The organism is Bradyrhizobium sp. JYMT SZCCT0428 (assembly GCF_018131075.1).
GTDB lineage: Bacteria > Pseudomonadota > Alphaproteobacteria > Rhizobiales > Xanthobacteraceae > Bradyrhizobium.
In genome coordinates this window covers 1-17,238 of sequence record NZ_JAFCLS010000007.1, presented here as the reverse complement: position 1 = coordinate 17,238, position 17,238 = coordinate 1, and the positions used below count along the sequence as shown (strand labels likewise).

16 protein-coding genes are annotated in these 17,238 nt (G+C 63.5%); 8 read left to right on the top strand and 8 right to left on the bottom strand.

What is annotated here, in order from left to right:
- Positions 1–36: 36 nt before the first annotated feature.
- The gene (locus tag JQ575_RS08925) at positions 37–717 is read left to right on the top strand and encodes a GGDEF domain-containing protein (protein ID WP_212032855.1); all 681 of its coding nucleotides are present in this window, start codon (positions 37–39) and stop codon (positions 715–717) included.
- A 151-nt stretch (positions 718–868) separates the two neighbouring features.
- Here the strand turns inward: JQ575_RS08925 and JQ575_RS08920 are convergent, their stop codons facing one another.
- The 3 genes from JQ575_RS08920 to JQ575_RS08910 all read right to left on the bottom strand — a co-directional run bounded on the left by JQ575_RS08920 (position 869) and on the right by JQ575_RS08910 (position 1,876).
- A complete protein-coding gene (locus JQ575_RS08920) occupies positions 869–1,120 on the bottom strand; it encodes a hypothetical protein (RefSeq protein WP_212032854.1) in 252 nt (83 codons plus the stop codon).
- 23 nt (positions 1,121–1,143) lie between these two features.
- Positions 1,144–1,356 carry a hypothetical protein gene (locus JQ575_RS08915; protein ID WP_192736783.1) on the bottom strand — a complete coding sequence of 71 codons (213 nt, stop codon included), beginning with the start codon at positions 1,354–1,356 and terminating at the stop codon, positions 1,144–1,146.
- Between the two features lie 313 nt (positions 1,357–1,669).
- Positions 1,670–1,876: a YdcH family protein gene (locus tag JQ575_RS08910; protein ID WP_212032853.1), complete on the bottom strand. Its 207-nt coding sequence runs from the start codon at positions 1,874–1,876 to the stop codon at positions 1,670–1,672.
- 238 nt (positions 1,877–2,114) lie between these two features.
- Between JQ575_RS08910 and JQ575_RS08905 the strand changes: the two genes are divergently transcribed.
- On the top strand, positions 2,115–2,300 hold the full coding sequence (locus tag JQ575_RS08905) for a YdcH family protein (RefSeq protein WP_192736781.1): 186 nt from the start codon (positions 2,115–2,117) through the stop codon (positions 2,298–2,300).
- A 101-nt stretch (positions 2,301–2,401) separates the two neighbouring features.
- Here JQ575_RS08905 and JQ575_RS08900 read toward each other — a convergent pair whose 3' ends face one another.
- Complete coding sequence (locus JQ575_RS08900) at positions 2,402–3,505, bottom strand: NAD(P)/FAD-dependent oxidoreductase (RefSeq protein ID WP_212032852.1); 1,104 nt, start codon at positions 3,503–3,505, stop codon at positions 2,402–2,404.
- 261 nt (positions 3,506–3,766) lie between these two features.
- On the opposite strand from JQ575_RS08900, the gene JQ575_RS08895 reads away from it, so the two are divergent.
- The 3 genes from JQ575_RS08895 (at position 3,767) to JQ575_RS08885 (ending at position 9,115) form a co-directional block, all read left to right on the top strand.
- Positions 3,767–6,469, top strand: a complete 2,703-nt coding sequence (locus tag JQ575_RS08895) for an EAL domain-containing protein (RefSeq protein ID WP_212032851.1) — start codon at positions 3,767–3,769, stop codon at positions 6,467–6,469.
- Between the two features lie 148 nt (positions 6,470–6,617).
- Complete coding sequence (locus JQ575_RS08890) at positions 6,618–8,105, top strand: glycerol-3-phosphate dehydrogenase (RefSeq protein WP_212032850.1); 1,488 nt, start codon at positions 6,618–6,620, stop codon at positions 8,103–8,105.
- Positions 8,102–9,115 (top strand): adenylate/guanylate cyclase domain-containing protein, encoded by a 1,014-nt coding sequence (locus JQ575_RS08885; protein ID WP_212032849.1) that lies wholly within the window; start codon positions 8,102–8,104, stop codon positions 9,113–9,115. Before JQ575_RS08890 ends, JQ575_RS08885 begins: the two co-directional genes overlap by 4 nt.
- Here the strand turns inward: JQ575_RS08885 and JQ575_RS08880 are convergent.
- Positions 9,100–10,413: a tetratricopeptide repeat protein gene (locus JQ575_RS08880; protein ID WP_249166539.1), complete on the bottom strand. Its 1,314-nt coding sequence runs from the start codon at positions 10,411–10,413 to the stop codon at positions 9,100–9,102. The genes JQ575_RS08885 and JQ575_RS08880 overlap by 16 nt on opposite strands.
- A gap of 265 nt (positions 10,414–10,678) precedes the next feature.
- Between JQ575_RS08880 and JQ575_RS08875 the strand changes: the two genes are divergently transcribed.
- From JQ575_RS08875 to JQ575_RS08865, 3 genes are read left to right on the top strand one after another with little or no spacing between them, the layout of a single operon-like run.
- Positions 10,679–11,779, top strand: coding sequence for an ABC transporter ATP-binding protein (locus JQ575_RS08875; protein WP_249166549.1), 1,101 nt, complete (start codon positions 10,679–10,681; stop codon positions 11,777–11,779).
- Positions 11,776–12,690, top strand: a complete 915-nt coding sequence (locus JQ575_RS08870) for an ABC transporter permease (RefSeq protein WP_212032847.1) — start codon at positions 11,776–11,778, stop codon at positions 12,688–12,690. Before JQ575_RS08875 ends, JQ575_RS08870 begins: the two co-directional genes overlap by 4 nt.
- Positions 12,690–13,505 (top strand): ABC transporter permease, encoded by an 816-nt coding sequence (locus tag JQ575_RS08865; protein ID WP_212032846.1) that lies wholly within the window; start codon positions 12,690–12,692, stop codon positions 13,503–13,505. The genes JQ575_RS08870 and JQ575_RS08865 overlap by 1 nt, the downstream gene beginning before the upstream one ends.
- Here JQ575_RS08865 and JQ575_RS08860 read toward each other — a convergent pair.
- The 3 genes from JQ575_RS08860 to JQ575_RS08850 all read right to left on the bottom strand — a co-directional run bounded on the left by JQ575_RS08860 (position 13,500) and on the right by JQ575_RS08850 (position 16,779).
- Positions 13,500–14,351, bottom strand: a complete 852-nt coding sequence (locus tag JQ575_RS08860; RefSeq protein ID WP_212032845.1) for a carbohydrate ABC transporter permease — start codon at positions 14,349–14,351, stop codon at positions 13,500–13,502. The genes JQ575_RS08865 and JQ575_RS08860 overlap by 6 nt on opposite strands.
- Positions 14,348–15,220 carry a carbohydrate ABC transporter permease gene (locus JQ575_RS08855; protein WP_192736772.1) on the bottom strand — a complete coding sequence of 291 codons (873 nt, stop codon included), beginning with the start codon at positions 15,218–15,220 and terminating at the stop codon, positions 14,348–14,350. Before JQ575_RS08855 ends, JQ575_RS08860 begins: the two co-directional genes overlap by 4 nt.
- Positions 15,221–15,393: 173 nt before the next feature.
- Positions 15,394–16,779: an ABC transporter substrate-binding protein gene (locus JQ575_RS08850; RefSeq protein ID WP_212032844.1), complete on the bottom strand. Its 1,386-nt coding sequence runs from the start codon at positions 16,777–16,779 to the stop codon at positions 15,394–15,396.
- Positions 16,780–17,238 lie beyond the last annotated feature (459 nt).

Genomic DNA, 17,238 nt, shown 5'->3' with positions numbered 1-17,238 from the left:
GCAAGCCTTCATACGCATGCCTGCACAGGGAAGGTCATGAAGAAGAAAACCAGGGTGGCGGCTGCGGGAACCGCAAAACGCCCGAAAACGGCCCCGGCAGGACCAAAAGCCGCGCCGCGCGGGATCCGCAAGTCCGCAAGCCCGTCCCCGGCTCCGTCCGTTGACCCCAAATCGACGATCCGCCGGCTCAAGACGCAATTGGCGCGGGCTCGGGCACGAATCGAGGAGCTGCAGGCCTCGGCCGATACCGACTTCCTGCTGGATATTCCGAACCGGCGCGGTTTTGAGCGCGAATTGCACCGCGCGATCGCCTTCATCAAGCGTTACCACGCAAGTGGCGCCCTGATCGTGCTCGACGTCGACCGCCTGAAGCCGATCAACGACGCTTTCGGTCATGCCGCCGGCGACGAGGTGCTCAAGGCCATCGTGAAGACGCTGCTGGCTCATGTGCGCGCATCTGACGTGATCGGCCGGCTCGGCGGCGACGAGTTCGCGTTGCTGTTGTGGAATCTCAGCGAAACCGATGCCAGGGCCAAGGCGGCGTTGCTGGAGGGGACGATCGATCGCCTTACCTTTGTGTTTGGTGGCAGCACCGTTACCGCGGGCGCCTCCGCCGGAGTCGCGATCCTGGGTCCTCACGCGGAATTGGGCCGCGCGCTGGAAGAGGCCGACAGCGCGATGTACATCCGCAAGGCGCAGCGGCGGCATGAGGCGTGAACGGAGTTCGTAGGGTGGGCAAAGGCGCGCACTTGCGCCGTGCCCACCATCTTTGATCATCGCACTGAATGGTGGGCACGCGGAGCCTGTCATCGGTCGCGCATTCGCGCGACCCGTTGGCTTTGCCCACCTTACGAATGCTCGCAAACGGTCAAAGCCCGCTCAAATCTTCCGGCACGTTGCCGAACTTCCGCAGCAATTGCGCGTCGCCGAATTCGCCGATCATGGGATCGCCGCTGCGGCTGAACGCGACTGCGCCGATGCTGCCGGGGGCTCGCGACAGGATCTCGGCGCGGCGCAGCGCGGTAGTCGGACTCTGGCACTCCTCAGCCGCGCCAGCGACCGGCGAGCCGTCATCGTCCTGCAGGAATGGCAATGCAACGTAATAGGTGACATCGGCCATCATTGTCGCTCCGGTTTTGCTGCTCAGGCAGCAGTGCTGCTGGTGCGCAAGGTTTGGGTTGGTACGCAGCCGGCGGATATCGCCGCCTGCAGTTCCTCCAGCTCGGCTTCCAGATATTCGTTGGCCATGATCAGCGCCTTGATGGTCGAGCGCAGATTGCCGTCGCACATCGCGATCGCCTGATCGCAGGCTTGCTCGTAGCGGCTGTTGTCGGACAGGGACGGTGGTGCGGACATGACAAAACTCCCTTTGCTGGCGGCAGGGAGATATGTTCCTCTTTTGTTCTATTAGAGTCAAGCAAAGAGCGTGCGCGAAAATTCGTTTTCCCGCGCTCAACTGGCTGCCGGCGACGCGATCGCGGCCCTGAAAATTCGTGGCAACCGCGGCGCCTTGTGGATGTCGGGGAAAAGGGATTTGCCGCAGGCGGGCGCCGTTCCGAAAAAAACTCGCACCTGCCGGGCGAACCGATCGGCGGCAGCCAGGCTGTGCGGCTTGTCCTCCGCAGCATCCGGTGCCAGCGCGATCAGGTTCTACGATCAGGCCCTGCGATCAGGCAATGATATCAGGCGTGATCTGATCTTCGATGAAGGCGATGCGGTCGCGCAATTGCAGCTTGCGCTTCTTCAGCCGCTGCAGCCGCAGCAGATCCGGCGCCGGCGACTGATGCAGCGCGTCGATCGCCGCATCGAGATCGCGATGCTCCTGCTGCAGCCGGGCAAGCTCGTTTACGAGCTCGCGCTCATCTTCGTTGGTCATGGCGTACGCTAACTGCAAAAGCACGATGTGGTTGTAGACGGCTTGCGAAGCCGCCAGCGAAATATCGTCCCTGCGGGGCCGGTCCGCAAGCTGACCCGGTTCCATAGTCACGATTGGTTACAGATAAATCCGAAAAATGAGAGCCCCGATTCTGGATAGCCATCGACAGATTCGGCGGCTGGTGTACACTCCTTCGTCCGGATCGAATCTGAGGTTTCACCCACCGAGGAGATTTCGTATGGCTCTACAGGCGCATCTTGTTGAACTTGAACGCAAACACAAGATCCTCGAAAACGAATTGCACGAAGCGCTCGTGCACCTTTCCACAGACGACCTGCACATTGTCGAGTTGAAGCGCCGCAAGTTGATGGTCAAGGACGAGATCGAGCGGTTGAAACAAACCGCCAGCGATACGGTCCACTAAACCGGTCTCCAGCAGAATAGCGAAACGTAATTCACCATCGGATGGGCGCTGATGCGCTCATCCGTATAGGTTGTATTGCGAAATTATCTTGTATTTATCGCTTACTGTTCTGCCAATTCACCAACATGATCAGCGATCGCCAGGGACGACGTCAGTCCCGGCGATTCGATGCCGAACAGGTTGATCAGTCCAGTGACGCCGTGCGCGCGCGGTCCCTGGATCAGGAAATCCTGCGTGGCAACCGCAGGTGGCACGATCTTGGGTCGGATTCCGGAATAGCTCGGCATCAGCGCCCCGTCCGGCAGCGTCGGCCAATAGCGCCGGATCGCGGGATAGAACCTGTCGGCACGGGCCGGGTCGACGGCGTAATCGATGCTCTCGACCCACTCGACGTCCGGACCGAAGCGCGCTTGTCCAGCCATGTCGAGGGTGAGGTGTACGCCAAGCCCGCCGGGCTCCGGCACCGGATAGATCAGCCGTGAAAACGGCGCCCGCGCGCTGCAGCTGAAATAATTGCCCTTGGCGAGATACGCCGGCGGTATCAACTCGATCGGCATGCCCTCGATGCTGCGCGCGACCGAAGGCGCGCCCAATCCCGCTGCGTTGACCAGCAGGTTGCATTCCAGAACCATCGGCGCATCGCCGCCCGTCTCGATTTCGATCCTGCCCGCGTTTGCCCGGGCGCGCAGCAGCGGCGTGTAAAACGCGTAGGCGGCACCAGCTTCCTCGGCGTCACCGCGCAGCGCCAGCATGTAGGCGTGGCTGTCGATGATGCCGGTCGACGGCGAGAGCAGGGCCGCATCGCAATTCAGCGCCGGCTCGAGTGCGCGCGCCGCTTCGCCGGTCAGAAGCTGCATGTCGTCGACGCCATTGGCTTCGGCATGGGCGCGGATCGATTGCAGCTTCTCTGTTTCCGCAGGTGTCGTCGCGACGATCAGCTTGCCGCAATTGCGATGCGGTATGCCGTGGTCGCGGCAATATTGGTAGAGCGCCCGTTTGCCACTGACGCACATCTGCGCCATCAGGCTGCCGGCGCGGTAATAGATACCGGCGTGGATCACTTCGCTGTTGCGCGATGAGGTGATGGTGCCGATGCCCTCGGCCGCCTCCAGCACGATGACTTCGCGGCCGTGCTGGGCGAGCCGCCGCGCGATCGCGAGCCCGATCACTCCCGCTCCGATGACGACGCAATCGACCTTGTCCATGTACGCTTCAGGCCCGGAAATTTGGCGCGGGATCATGCCCGCGGTGCGCTTGTTGTATTATCGTTTCGTTCAGAAGTATGCCCCAACAACCCGTTGGATTGCCTCGACATATGCCCTGAGGTCCCATCCTGTTAGTGAAGCATTAATCATGTCAGGGCAATTGCCGTAATTTGAGTCGCATTTTCCGGTTGCAAGGGTAGGCGTTTACCCGATCCAAACCCGTCAAGCCAGACACTCCGCCCGGAAATCCGCGGGTGAATGATGGCTGGCAAGAATTGGCAGGCAGGCGGGAGGGATTCGATTCCGGCGCTGGCCCTCGTGTGTCTGCTCGCCACCTCTGCGCCGTACGGATTGGCATGGGCCGCGCCGGCCGTTTCCGGCGGCTTGGCGCCGTCGGGCTATTTCGGTGAAGTCGACCCCAACATGATCTGGGAGATGCTGATCGGCGGCATCGTGGTCGTATCGTTTCTGGCAGCGGCCGCGCTATGGGTGCTGTCGGCGCTGCGCCGGGTCAAGCGCTCGCAACTCCGGCGCAGTGCCTTCGTCAGCTCAGCCCTGAACAATCTCAGCCAGGGCGTGGTGATGACCGACGCCCGTCAGCGCATCATCTTCAGCAACGACCGCTATCTCGAAATCTATGGCCTGGTCCGCTCGGACATTCCCCGCAACATGACCGGGCCGGAATTGCTGGAAGAGCGGCGCAGGCGCGGCGCACTGGATGTCACCGTCGACGAATTCTATGCCCAGGCCGCTACCGCGGACGGCCTGATCACCGAACTGCCAAACGGCAAATCGGTTCTGGTCAAGTATTTCCGCCTGCCGAATGGCGGGTCGGTCGCGACCCATGAGGATTGCACCGAGCAGCGCAAACTTTCGCGCAAGCTGGCGTCGACCACGCAGTTCCTGGAATCGGTGCTCGACAACGTTCCGGTCTGCGTCGCCGCCAAGAACATCGAGGACGGCCGCTATATTTTTGCCAACCGCGCATTCGAGCGTTTCTCGCGCTTCTCGCGCGACCATATCGTCGGCAAGCGCGCCGACGAGATATTCCAACCCGAAACCGCACGCACGATCGACATCGCGGACCAGTCGGCGCTGAAGGCGCCGGAAGGCTACCACCGCACCGAGTTCGAAGTCGAGCGCGGCTCCGAGAAGCGCGTCCTCGCTTCCAACCGCGTGATCGCGCGCGATGAGAACAACCAGCCCGAATTCCTGATCGCACTGTTCGATGACGTCACCGACCGCCGCTCGTTGTCGCGCGAGCTGGAGAGTACCAAGAAGTTCCTCGAACTCGTGGTCGACAACATTCCGGTCTCGCTGATCGTCGAGCGCGTCTCGGACGGAAAATACCTGCTCGCCAACCGCAGCGCCGAAACCATCCTCAACCGCCGCCGCGAGGACGCCACCGGACTGACGGCTGCCGATATCTTCAATCCGCGGGAAGCCAAGCTGATCATCGCGCGCGACGAGGCGGCGATCAAGAAGCGCGGCCTTCTGACCGAGGAACACCCGATCTCGACCAAGGATGGCCTGCGGCTGTTCCTGACCCGCCGGATGACGGTGCTCGATGATGCCGGTGAGCCGCAATATCTGATCAAGACCCATGAGGACGTCACCGATCGCCGTCAGACCGAGTCGCGGATGGCGCACATGGCCTATCATGACGGCCTGACCGATCTGCCGAACCGCGCCGCCTTCCTGCAGGCGCTGGCCCAGATGATCGAGGCCTGCGAGGGTACCGAAGAGGAATTCGCGGTGCTCTGCATCGACCTCGACGGGCTGAAGGAAGTGAACGACGTGTTCGGTCACGCGATGGGCGACAAGGTGCTGACCGAGGTCGCCCAGCGCCTGCAGGACTGCGCCCGCGGCGGCGTGGTGGCCCGGCTCGGCGGCGACGAGTTCGGGTTGATCATCGACGGCAAACAGCCCTCCGCTGGCATCGCGCTTGCCGAGCAGGTCGCGATCGCGCTGGCGAAGGAATTCCACATCGACGGCAAGCCGGTTCGGGCCGGTGCCACCACGGGCATCTCGGTATTTCCGCACAACGGGTCGGACGCGGCAGCCCTGCTCGCCAATTCCGGCGCGGCGCTGTTCCGGGCGAAAGCAAAATCGCGCGGCTCGATCAGCGTCTTCGAACCCGAGATGGACCAGCAGATCCGCGACCGCCGCGTACTGCACCAGGACCTCTCGGTCGCGATCAAGAACGGCGAATTGTCGCTGTACTACCAGCCGCAGGCCACTTCGGGTCCGACGGTTACCACCAGCGAGGTGATCGGCTTCGAGGCGCTGGCGCGCTGGATGCATCCGGTACGCGGCTTCGTGTCACCAGGCGATTTCATTCCGCTGGCGGAAGAAAGCGGCCTGATCGTCGAAATGGGCGAATGGATCCTGCGCGAAGCCTGCCGGGAGGCGGCCTCCTGGCCGGTGCCGATGCAGATCGCGGTCAATCTGTCGCCGGCGCAGTTCATGCACGGCGATGTGGTCAGTCTGGTGCATTCGATCCTGCTCGAAACGGGGCTGGCTCCCGATCGGCTCGAACTCGAAATCACCGAAGGCGTGCTGATCGAGGATTTCGATCGTGGCCTGGCGCTGCTGCGGCGGCTCAAGGCGCTCGGCGTGCGCATCTCGATGGACGATTTCGGCAGCGGCTACTCCTCGCTGAGCTACCTGCAGGCGTTCCCGTTCGACAAGATCAAGATCGACCGCGCCTTCGTCATGCATCTCGGGCGCAATCCGCAATCGGCCGCGATCGTGCGCGCCGTCATCGACCTCGGCCACGGCCTCGAAATGTCGATCGTCGCCGAGGGCGTCGAAACCCAGGAACAGCTCGGCTTCCTGTCGGAAGAGGGCTGCGACGCGGTGCAGGGTTATTTCATCGGCAAACCCCTGCCGATCGGGCAATACGCCGCGCTGGTCGGGCGCAACGCCATCAACGGTATCGAGTCCACGCGCAAGACCGGCTAGAGCCTGCGAGCAGGCTCTACGTTTTGTTTGACGCGTTTTTGCCGCAGATAAGTCTACGCAACCTGCTTGATTGCGATGCGAACCGGTATCCACTTCGCGCGAACACGCTATGTTGTCGTGCACTTCGGTTCTCGACTGTAAGCGTTGCATGGCGGATTACGATCTTGCGATCATCGGCGGGGGATTGAACGGCGTTGGCATCGCGCGCGATGCCGCCGGCCGCGGCCTGCGCGTGATCCTGCTGGAGCAGGGCGATCTCGGTGCGGGCGCCTCCTCGGCCTCGCCGCGGCTCGTCCATGGCGATCTGGCAGGGCTTGAGCGGCGCCGCTTCCTTCGCGTCCGTGCGGCATTGATCGAGCGCGACATCTGGCTCCGGATCGCGCCACATCTGGTGCGCCCGATGCGCTTTGCCATTCCGGCCCACACGGACGAACGCCCGGCCTGGCAGCTGCGGTCATGGCTGTTGCTGTATGACCGGCTGGCCTCGCGCGCGCCGTTGCCGCGCTCCGCCACCGTCGACGTCACCCACCATCCGGTCGGCAATCCGCTGAAGCGGCCGTTCGGAACCGCCTTCGAATATTCCGACTGCGTCGTCGACGATTCCCGCCTGGTTGTGCTCACCGCCGTCGATGCGGCGGCGCGGGGGGCGGCGATCCGCACCGGCGCCCGCTGCACGCGCGCCGAGCGGGGCGAGACCTGGCGGCTGGTGACGATCGATCGTGGCCATCGTCAGGTCGTGACCGCGCGGGCGCTGGTCAACGCCACCGGGGCCTGGACCGCGACCGTCGCCGAGACCGTGCTGCGCCAGCCGCCACCCAGGCTTGCCACGATCCAGATGAGCCAGATCGTCGTCCGCCGCCTGTTCGACACCGACAACGTCTACGTATTCCAGAACAGCGACGGCCGGCTGATTTTCGCCAGCCCCTATGAGCGCGATTTCACCCTGATCGGTACGGTTGGCCATGCCTTCAAGGGCGATCCCGCCATTGTCGCGATGGCGGCCAAGGACGTGGCTTATCTCTGTGATGCCGCCAACCGGTATTTCCGCGAGCGGATCGAGCCGTTCGACGTGGTGCGGACGGTTTCCGGCGCCAACCTGGTGATGAACCCCGCGAACAACCGCGCAGCGTGGGACGGCGCGATGAGCTTCGACCACGCTCGCCGCAAGGCGCCGCTGATCACGATCTTCGGCGGCGACGTCACCACCTCTCGCCTGCGCGCCGAAAGGGCCGTCTCCAGCCTGACGCCGTTTTATCCGATGTCGCCGCGCTGGACTGCGGCGGCGCCGCTGCCCGGCGGCGATTTTGCCTGGAGCCGCTTCGAGAACGAGGTCGATGAGGTGCGCGCGCGCTGGCGGTTTCTCAGCGAGGATCACGCCCGCCGCCTGGTCGGCGCCTATGGGTTGAACGTCAAGGCGATCCTTGGCGAGGCCGGGGATCGCGGCGATCTCGGCCCGGCGTTCGGGCCTGAACTGACGGGCGCGGAAGTGCGCTATCTCATGAAGCACGAATGGGCGCGCTTCCCGGACGATATTCTGTGGCGGCGCTCCAAACTCGGCCTGACCATGCCGGCGGCGGACCGCGAGGCGCTGGCGGCGTTCATGGCGACGGTGATGTCGGGGACGGATTGCAAATGAACCGCTCTGTTTTTCAGGCTCTGGTCATCGCCGTGTTCGGCATACTGTTCGGGATGACGCTGCGCTACCTCGTGGACAATCCACTGGAAGCGACCGTGGCGAACTATCTGCGAAGCGGCCTCCACGGCATCGGCGTTGCACTCGCCGGTTGGGCGACTCATCTCTATTTTGCTTCGCGGCGAAGTGAGTGGATCAGCAGATGGCCGCTGCTGATGGATCTGGGGCTGCGTTCCGCAACTATGGCCGTCGCTGTTGCATCCGTTCTTCTGGGTCTGGAGCCGCTGCTTTATTGGCACGGGAAAGCCGCATGGCGGGTTGACACGTTCCCCAAGATCTTCGTGGCCGCGTTTTTCGGAGCCCTGCTTGTCGGACTGGCTTTTGAGCTGACACGTCTCGTCGGCAACCGGGTGCTGCTCAACGTCGCGCTCGGGCGATATCGCCGCCCGGTGCGGGAAGAGCGCGTGCTGATGTTCCTCGACCTCGCGGGCTCCACCTCGCTCGCCGAGGCGATGGGCGAACTGCGCGTGCAAGGCCTTCTTACCCGGTTTTTCTACGACATCGATGCGGCCATCGTCGCGCATGGCGGTGAAGTCCATGCCTATGTCGGCGACGAGGTCATCGTCACCTGGCCGCTGGACCGCAAGAAATCGGATGGAAACTGCATCGACTGCTTCTTTGCGATCGCGGATACGATCGCGGGAAAGGCGGATTCCTACCGGGAAGAGTTCGGCATGGTGCCGGGTTTCCGGGCCGGCCTGCATGCCGGTCCCGTGGTGATCAGCGAATGCGGCAGCTCGCGGCGTCAGCTGGCCTATTTCGGCGACACCGTGAACGTGACCGCGCGGCTGCAGGAATATTGCAAGGAGGCCGGCCGCAAACTGCTGGTCTCCGCCGATTTGCTCAGCCGCGTCCGGCCCAATTCAAATACGCTCGTTGAACCGCTCGGTCATGCCCAGTTGCGCGGCCGCGCGGCGGCGATCGAAGTGTTCGCCGTTCAACGCTGCGCCTGAACTTCGCGCGACCAGGCCGCGTCACGTGCGGACGGCCGGCGCTCGAGCCGGGTGGAGATCAGCCCGGCGGCCTTCTCGCGGTGTCCAGCGCGCAAATACGCCACGATCAGCGTGTCCTCCCACAATTCGCGCTGGGCGTGGCTGCCGCCGATCCGCACCAATTCGGCCATCGCGGGTTCAAGCAGGCGGATCGCGCCGTCATGATCGCCGTCGGTGAAGGCGCGCATGCCGCGGCACATGTCGATGGCCGCGCGGCCCGGTGGCAGTTTACCGTCGGCGGCACGGGCTTCCAGCTGCGCCAGCCGCGTGTCCAGCGCCGCGCCGCCGATTGCCGCCGCGGTCAGCGCATGATGCACGTCGGCGAAATGCGCCCCGGCCTGCGGGAAATATTTTTCGCCATAGGCGGCGACATCGCGCCAATGCGGCTCCAGCCCGGATTTGCCGGCGAGCGACAACCGCCACAGCAGCGAAGCGCCGTCGGTGAAAATATTCAGCGGCGGGTAGGGGCGGTCGGCCGGCTTGATTTGCTGTTCGTAGATCGCAAGCGCACCTTCGAGATCGCCTTCGTCGAGCGCGGTCAGCGAGATGTGCCACCACAGATGCCCGTGCAGAAAGCTCTTGCGGTCGTGCGCGGGGAGCCACCCGGAAAGAAACTGGCGGCCCGCCGCCAGGTCGCCTTGCTCGAACATCGCGTGCGACAGGCCGTGCGCGGCATTGGCGTTTTCAGCCCGCAATCCCATCGCGCGTTCGCTCAAGGTGCGGCCGGTGACGAGGTTGCCGGCTTCGGTATGCGACCAGCCGAGATAACTCAGGAACCACCAATCCTCGCCGTAATGCCTGGCGATGCGCTCGCATACCGCAAGCTTGGCGGCGTCGTGGTCGGGGCGGCCTGAGAACGCATAGAGCCCGAAGGCGCCGAGCAGCATCGACAGCACCAGCGCATCGCGGGGATATTCCTCAAGATGCGCTTCCGCGCCGCTGACGGCCACTTTCGGCTTGCCCTCGATCACGGCAGCCATGACATCGATATGATGGCGCTCACGGGCGTCGGCGCCGGCGGCGAGTTGCCGTGCATGGGCGGCCATGCGGCGCGCTTCATTGCCCTGCATATTGAGCTGATGCAGGCGGGCGCGCGCGATATGCGCCAGCGCGAAACCGGGGTCTTCCCGGATCGCGCGGTCGAAGGCATCCTCGGCGCCGTGCCAGGCCGACAACATGCAGTCCATGCCGTCGCGATAATGCGCGGCGGCGCGGTCGGAGGTCGTCGTCAGCGGCAGATCATATCGGTCCCGGTTCATTTTCTCGTTCCACGATGCGCGGTGAGTGCCAAGCCTAGCAGAGACATGACCGCTGACCGCGATAATATTGTGACTGTGGGCTGCGAAGCGGTTGAGCCGGTGCCGATCCGCCGCTAGCGTGCGGCAGCGAGGGCTGGCAGGGGACATGACCGAGGAATCGCCGGAAATTACGCCGAAGGCCAATGGGGTCACGGGCCCCGCAAAGCCGGAGCCGCCATCTCAAGCGCCTGTAGGCCCGGCGCCGCAGCTCGAACCGGCCGCCGACATGCCGCTGCTGCGCATCGAGGGGGTTGGCAAGACGTTCGGCAGTTTCCGCGCGGTGGACCGGCTGTCGCTCGATATCCGCGCCGGGGAATTTTTTGCGCTGTTGGGTCCGAGCGGCTGTGGCAAGACCACGCTGCTGCGCATGCTCGCCGGTTTCGAGACGCCGGACGAGGGCCGCATCCTGCTTGGGGCCAAGGACATCGCGCAGGTGCCGCCACATCTGCGCCCGGTCAACATGATGTTTCAGAACTACGCGCTGTTTCCGCATCTGTCGGTGAAGGACAATATCGCGTTCGGTCTGAAGCGCGCCGGGATGGCGCGCGCAGAGATCGCCACCCGCGTCGCCGAGATGGTTGCGCTGGTCAAGCTCGAAGGCATGGAGAAGCGCAAGCCCGATCAGCTCTCCGGCGGCCAGAAGCAGCGCGTGGCGCTGGCGCGCTCGCTGGCCCGCCGCCCGCAGGTGCTGTTGCTCGACGAGCCGCTGGCGGCGCTGGACAAGAAGCTGCGCGAGAGCACGCAGCTCGAATTGATGGACCTGCAGCGCCGGCTCGGCATGACCTTCATCATCGTCACCCACGACCAGGAAGAGGCGATGACGATGGCGAGCCGGATCGGCGTGATGGATGCTGGCCGCCTCGAACAGGTCGCCACCCCGCGCGAACTCTACGAGGCACCGCATTCGCGCTGGGTCGCCGAGTTCATCGGCGACGTCAATCTGTTCGACGGCGAGGTTGGCTGGCGCGAAAATAACCGGCTGCTGGTCACGACCAGGGAGGGTGTCACGCTTGCGGTCACCGAGCCGCGCCAGCGGGTCACCAAGGCCACGGTCTGTGTCGCGATCCGCCCCGAGAAGGTCAAGCTGTCGCGCCGCGCACCGGTGTCGGATGCGGCCAATTCGCACGCGATCAACCGGCTCGAGGGCGTGGTGACCGATGTCAGCTATCTCGGCGGGCTCACCGCCTACAAGGTCAAGCTGGAATCCGGCGCGGTGGTGCGCGCATCGATGGCCAACACCGCGCGGCTCGACATGGATGCCTATCTCGCGGGCCAGCGCGTGGTGGCCTGGTTCACGCCTGACGACTGCATGGTGCTGGAACAATGAGCGCGCGCAGCATCTTCGCCCGCCCGGCGCGGCTGGCTGCGATCGCGCCCTATCTGTGGATGGCGCTGTTCTTCCTGGTGCCGTTCGGTTTCGTGCTCAAAATAAGCCTGTCGCAGACCGCGATCGCACAGCCGCCCTACGTGCCGCTGTTCGACCTCACCGCGGGATGGGCTGCGAGCAAGGCGGCGTTGGCGGAACTGTCGCTGGACAATTTCAAACTGCTGGTCTCGGACAGTCTCTACATCTCCTCGTACTTGCGCAGCATCTTCGTTGCGGTGACCTCGACGGCGATCCTGCTGCTGATCGGCTACCCGATCGCCTACGGCATGGCGCGGCTGCCGCAGCGCTGGCAACCGATCGCGATGATGCTGGTCATCGTGCCGTTCTGGACCTCTTTCCTGATCCGGATCTATGCCTGGATCAACATCCTGCAGCATGACGGCCTGCTCAATAAGGTGCTGCTGGCGCTGCATATCGTCTCGACGCCCGTGGTGTGGCTGTCGACCGACACCGCGATGTATATCGGCATCGTCTATTCGTATCTGCCGTTCATGATCCTGCCCTTGTACGCCACGCTCGCCAAAATGGACGGGGCGCTGATCGAAGCGGCCTCCGATCTCGGCGCCTCGCCGGGACGCGCGTTCTGGCTGGTGACGTTTCCGCTGTCGCTGCCGGGCGTCGGCGCCGGCGCGCTGCTGTGCTTCATCCCGATCGTCGGCGAATTCGTGATCCCCGATCTCTTGGCCGGTTCGGGTTCGATGATGATCGGGCAGACGCTATGGCTCGAATTCTTTACCAACAAGGACTGGCCGGTTGCTTCCGCTGCCGCCGTCGTGCTGCTGCTGCTGTTGATACCGCCGCTGCTGCTCTATGACCGGCTGCAGCGCCGCACGCTGCGGGGAGGGAGCTGATGGCGCGCCCGGTGAACCGGATTTCGCCGTTCAACATCACCTCGCTGGCGCTGGGCCTGGCGTTCTTGTATCTGCCGATCGTCATTCTCGTCATCTACTCGTTCAACGCCTCGCGGCTGGTGACGGTGTGGGGCGGCTGGTCGCTGCGCTGGTACACTGAGTTTTTCAACGACCGCGCCATGCTGGATGCGGCCTGGATGAGCCTGCGCGTCGCCGCGGTGTCGGCGACGGTCGCAACCCTGCTCGGCACGCTCGCGGCGATCGGTCTGGCGCGCGGCGAGCGCTTCAAAGGCCGCTCGCTGTTCTCGGGCATGCTCTATGCGCCGCTGGTGATGCCGGAGGTGATCTCCGGCCTGTCGCTGTTGCTGCTGTTCGTGGCGCTCAATGCCGAGCGCGGCTTCTGGACGGTGACGATCGCGCACACCACGCTGACGATGTGCTTCGTCACCGTCGTGGTGCAGTCGCGCCTCGCCTCCATCGACCGCAGCCTCGAGGAAGCCGCGATGGATCTCGGCTGCGATCCGGTGAAGGCGTTTTTGTCCGTGACGCTGCCGCTGATCGTCCCGGCGATCGTGGCCGGCTGGATGCTGGCGTTCACGCTGTCGCTCGACGACGTCGTGATCGCGAGTTTTACGACCGGCCCGGGTTCGGCGACATTGCCGATCCGGATCTATTCCGAGGTGCGGCTCGGGGTGAAGCCGCAGATCAACGCGATCTGCACGATGGTGATCGCGCTGATCGCGGTCGTGATCGTGATTGCCTCGTTCGCCTCGAAGCTTTCGAGTTTACGAGGCGAGAGCGCCGCGCCGTTATGACTTCACCGCACCCGCGGTCAGCCCGCCCACCATATACCGCTTGAACGCGTAATAGATCGCGGCCGGCGGCAGCGCGTAGATGAAGCCGGTGGTCATCAGCAATTCCCAGGGCGAATCATCGGCGGCAAGGAAGTTGCCGAGCGCCACGGGCAGCGTAATTTCGGTGTCCTTGGAGAGCAGCAGGAACGCGTAGAGATATTCGTTCCAGGCGAGCAGGATCGCGTAGGTGCCGATCGCCACCAGCGACGGCATCATCAGCGGCACATAGACCAGCCTGAACAGCTGCGGAATGGTCGCGCCGTCCATGACGGCGGCCTCGTCGAGTTCGACCGGCAGCTTGTCGGAGGCCTGCTTCAGCACCCAGATCGCGTAGGGAGAGGCGATCGTCACCATCGCCAGAATCAGCGACCAGTGATTGTTGAGCAGGCCGTAATTGCCCATCGTCCGGTACATCGGCACGGCGAGGAACGCCGCCGGGATGAAATAGGTGAACAGCGCCAGATTCATCACCCACCGCCCGCCGGGCACCTTGAGCCGCGAGATCGCAAACGCCGCTGCGGTCGCGATCAGCAGCGTCAGCGCGCCGGCCGCGAGCGCAATCACGATCGAATTCCAGAACTGGATCCAGAAATCGCGCAGGAAGTAATGCTCCTGATGGAACACGATGCGGAAATTGTTCAGCGTCGGATGCGTCGGCCAGAGCTTTCCGGAGAACGCATCCTCCTTCGGTGAAATCGCGAACAGGAACATGTGGTAGATCGGGATCATGGTCCAGAGGAACACGGGAATCCCGATCAGGAGGAGGCGGGCTTCGACGCCGACTTCGCGTAGCGTTGGCAGTTTCATCGCGACAACCGTTTCATCATGAAATAGATCAGCGGCAGCACGAACGGCAGCGCGCAGACAATGGACGCCATCGCCAGGCTGAGCTGATCGAGCCGCAGATAGCGAATCCCAAGGGTCGCCAGCACATGGGTGAGATCGGCAGGTCCGCCGCCGGTCAACAGATACACGCTGTTGAAGTCGCCCAGCGTCCAGATCATCGAGAGCAGGGTGCAGGTCAGATACAGCGCCTGCATCGACGGCCAGGTGATGAAGCGGAACTTCTGCGTCCGGCTCGCGCCGTCGACTTCGGCCGCCTCGTAAAGATCGTGCGAGATCGCGAGCCGCCCGGTCATCAGGATCAGCGTCCAGAACGGCAGCGATTTCCAGATGTGCACGCCGATCGCCATGGAAAGCGCCACGGTGGGGTCATTGAGCCAGTTCGGGCCGTCATCGCCGGTGAGCTTGAAGATCAGCGTGTTGACCACGCCCCATTCGGGGTTGAACATGAAGCGCACGGACAGAATGGTCGGGATCGACGGCACTGCCCAGGGCAGGATGAACAGCACCGACAGCCATTTGATCCAGGGGCGCTGCTGGGCGAAGAAGCCGGACAGGAGCAGCGCGATCATCATTTTGAGATTGATGCCGACCAGGAGAAAGATCAGCGTATTGACCGCGGCGCGCGCGAAGATCGGATCGTGCCAGAGCGCGACATAGCTCGCCGGATGACGCGCCAGCCACAGCCCGTACCCGACCGGGTAGACCACGAAGGCCAGAAACACCAGCAGGTAGGGCGCCACCAGCACGATGCCCCAGACTTGCGGGGTGGTCAGCCGGGCCGAAAGCGGCGGGCCTGGCATCGCCTGATCGCCCGAGATCGTAATCGCCATTGCTCTTGCTCTAATCTACGTCGTCGTCCCTGCGAACGCAGGGACCCATAACCACAGGCTTTCGTGGTTGAACGAAGGCCATCGACCAGCTTGATCCAAAATGACCGCCGCGGCTTATGGGTCCCTGCGTTCGCAGGGACGACACTTCCGCGGCGGCCGGCATCGTTTGCTCTTTAACCCGCGATTTGCTTGAGGCGGGCGATCAGTTCGTCGACGGCCTTGTCGACCGGAACCTTCTCGCTCACCACCCGGTTCATCGCCTTGGCCCAGACGTTCTCGTTGTTCAGGATCGTGAACTTCCAGTTCTTGGTGAAGTCGAACGGCGTGGTGCCGCCGGTGAACTGAGTGTAGACGGCTTTGCGATGCCGGTCAGCCTGCCAGAACGGGCTCTGCTGGCTTGCGGTCGTCACCGGGAACCAGCGGCCGAGCGCGCCTTCGATATAGGGCCGAAGGTTTTCCTCCTGCAGCAGGAACTTGATGAACTCCTTGCCCTCGGCCTTGTTCTTGGCCGCGGTGAACATCAGCCCGGTCTTGACGTCGGAGCGGTACTTGATCGGCGTGCCGTCCGGCTTGTTGGGGAACGAGGCCGTGATGATGGTCTCGTCGTAGTTCTTCTTGCCGAGCGCCCGCTGTTCCGGCGTCAGCGCCGGGTTGTTGGCGTCGTCGAGCCATTTTGCCGCGATCGAGATCGTGAAGTTGTGCGTCATCACGATGGTCTTGTTGTGGAACGCGACGTTGTTGTCCGGATCCTTCCAGGTGGTGGAGGAGGGCGGCGAGCAGCCCCTGGTATAGGTGTCGGTGTAGTCCTTCAGCGCCTTGATCAGGTTTTCGCGCACCTTCGGGTCGTCGACCAGAAGCTTGCCGTCGTCATCGACCAGCTTGACGTTGTGGGCGTCCATGAAGGTGTAGAACGACTGGAACGAGTCGGTGGATTCCACGCCCATCGGCTGGCCGACGGCATAGATGCGCTGGCCGGTGGCCTTGCGGATGGCGGGCTGCACCTTGTCGCACCAGAACGACCAGTAATCTTCCCACTTGGTCGGGATGTCGCTTTGCTTGAAGCCGGCCTGCTCCAGCATGTCGCTCCAGATCTGGACGTGCATGCTCTGCTGCTTCAGCGGATAGCCGTAATAGGCCTTCTTCTTGGCCACGTCGTTGTAGAGCAGCGCGGTCTCCAGCGTGTTCGGCGCGAACGCCGACTTCATCGGCAGCAGAATGTCGCCGAGGTCCTCGAGCTTGCCCTCATAGGCCCATTTGCCCTGCGCCTGCACGTCGTAGCTGTCGGAATAGGCGACGTCAGGCACGGTGCCGGAATCCAGAGCCGCCACCGTCTTCGGAATCATGTCCTGAATGGCGTATTGCGACAGTTCAACCTTGATGCCGGTCTTGGCCTCGAACTTCTTGATCGCCTCGAGCAGCGCGTCGTCCTCGGACTTGTAGAAGCCCTTGCCGAACCAGACGGTAATGGTTTTTTGCTGGGCCATCGCAGGCGCTGTGGCGTAAAACAGCCCGACAGCCGCGACCGCGAGTGAAACTGCACCAATTCCCTTGAATCTCACGTTGTTCTCCCTGAATTTTGCCGGGGTTTTGACCGGTTGGATTAGTGATAGCGCAACCAAACGGCGCGATCTAGATGCCGCGTTGCAAACTTTTTGTAGGGGAGGGTGTTCCAAAGCGGTCCGTTTTCGCAACGACGTCGTTTCAGTCTTCATCCCGGCCTGGCGCGCATCGCGTACAGGTGACGCCCTCCATCTTGATTGTGAGAGGGATTGAAGTTCCAGCCAAATCCAACCTCGGCATCGCCCCATACAACATGTGCATCGGCGGCTATGGGATACCGGCTTTGCATGCGCAACCGCCCATTCGGGCCGAGGCGACACGCCTTCGCATTCTCGCGGCCTGATAAGCCCGAGCTTTGCCAGAAACTTCCCGCCTCTCGTAAGAGGGCGCAGGGAAGACCGGGTGCGCGCTGCACCCGCGGTCCCGTGTGCGGTTTGCACTAAGTAGGCTGCACACGA

Bases quoted from the DNA above. Each gene is read 5' to 3' on its own strand.
- JQ575_RS08925 (WP_212032855.1), top strand. From the start codon at position 37: ATGAAGAAGAAAACCAGGGTGGCGGCTGCGGGAACCGCAAAACGCCCG.
- JQ575_RS08920 (WP_212032854.1), bottom strand. From the start codon at position 1,120: ATGGCCGATGTCACCTATTACGTTGCATTGCCATTCCTGCAGGACGAT.
- JQ575_RS08915 (WP_192736783.1), bottom strand. From the start codon at position 1,356: ATGTCCGCACCACCGTCCCTGTCCGACAACAGCCGCTACGAGCAAGCC.
- JQ575_RS08910 (WP_212032853.1), bottom strand. From the start codon at position 1,876: ATGACCAACGAAGATGAGCGCGAGCTCGTAAACGAGCTTGCCCGGCTG.
- JQ575_RS08905 (WP_192736781.1), top strand. From the start codon at position 2,115: ATGGCTCTACAGGCGCATCTTGTTGAACTTGAACGCAAACACAAGATC.
- JQ575_RS08900 (WP_212032852.1), bottom strand. From the start codon at position 3,505: ATGGACAAGGTCGATTGCGTCGTCATCGGAGCGGGAGTGATCGGGCTC.
- JQ575_RS08895 (WP_212032851.1), top strand. From the start codon at position 3,767: ATGGCTGGCAAGAATTGGCAGGCAGGCGGGAGGGATTCGATTCCGGCG.
- JQ575_RS08890 (WP_212032850.1), top strand. From the start codon at position 6,618: ATGGCGGATTACGATCTTGCGATCATCGGCGGGGGATTGAACGGCGTT.
- JQ575_RS08885 (WP_212032849.1), top strand. From the start codon at position 8,102: ATGAACCGCTCTGTTTTTCAGGCTCTGGTCATCGCCGTGTTCGGCATA.
- JQ575_RS08880 (WP_249166539.1), bottom strand. From the start codon at position 10,413: ATGAACCGGGACCGATATGATCTGCCGCTGACGACGACCTCCGACCGC.
- JQ575_RS08875 (WP_249166549.1), top strand. From the start codon at position 10,679: ATGCCGCTGCTGCGCATCGAGGGGGTTGGCAAGACGTTCGGCAGTTTC.
- JQ575_RS08870 (WP_212032847.1), top strand. From the start codon at position 11,776: ATGAGCGCGCGCAGCATCTTCGCCCGCCCGGCGCGGCTGGCTGCGATC.
- JQ575_RS08865 (WP_212032846.1), top strand. From the start codon at position 12,690: ATGGCGCGCCCGGTGAACCGGATTTCGCCGTTCAACATCACCTCGCTG.
- JQ575_RS08860 (WP_212032845.1), bottom strand. From the start codon at position 14,351: ATGAAACTGCCAACGCTACGCGAAGTCGGCGTCGAAGCCCGCCTCCTC.
- JQ575_RS08855 (WP_192736772.1), bottom strand. From the start codon at position 15,220: ATGGCGATTACGATCTCGGGCGATCAGGCGATGCCAGGCCCGCCGCTT.